This window comes from Pseudomonas sp. 1 (genome assembly GCF_056626735.1).
In genome coordinates this window covers 1-527 of sequence record NZ_JBWXMQ010000058.1, presented here as the reverse complement: position 1 = coordinate 527, position 527 = coordinate 1, and the positions used below count along the sequence as shown (strand labels likewise).

Genomic DNA, 527 nt, shown 5'->3' with positions numbered 1-527 from the left:
TGCCTGGCGCTGCTTTGCATGGAGACCCGAGGGGTATAAAGGATGAGGTACAAACGGTCGAGTTCTTCCTGTTGGGCTTTTGGCGCGATGGGCCCCAGATCAAAAGCCCGCGCTTTAGACCAGCAGCAGTTGTTCAGGAAGTTTTGCAGCGGCGTCTTTTCGAAAATCCAGGCCGTCAGATACAGCAGGCCCAAACCGGCAATGATCCAGTTCAATGGCCCCATGTAGAGCGTGTAACGCAAGATGGCGATCTCGGTCGTTATTGAACCCGCCAACACTCTCATCGTGTAAGAGGCGCCCAGTAATGCCTGAGAGCCAAAGGCAGCAATCTGTCCTCCAACCGCCATTTGACGCATTTTCAGCCAGGGATCTATCTGACGCTGGGAGTTTTCTAACTGCTTCTGCAGGGATCTGAACTCCTGATAGGCAGCGCCCACCGACAACCCACCAATCACTCCACCAAACAAAGTAAGCATTGGAGCACTTCCCATCCTTCCACCTGGAAGCTTGACGGTCATTTCCTTGAC

At 53.5% G+C, this 527-nt stretch carries 1 pseudogene; it reads right to left on the bottom strand.

The features are described from left to right. Positions 1–476 (bottom strand): annotated as a pseudogene (locus tag AC1MDC_RS28690) (toxin VasX); the annotation flags it as partial. Positions 477–527 lie beyond the last annotated feature (51 nt).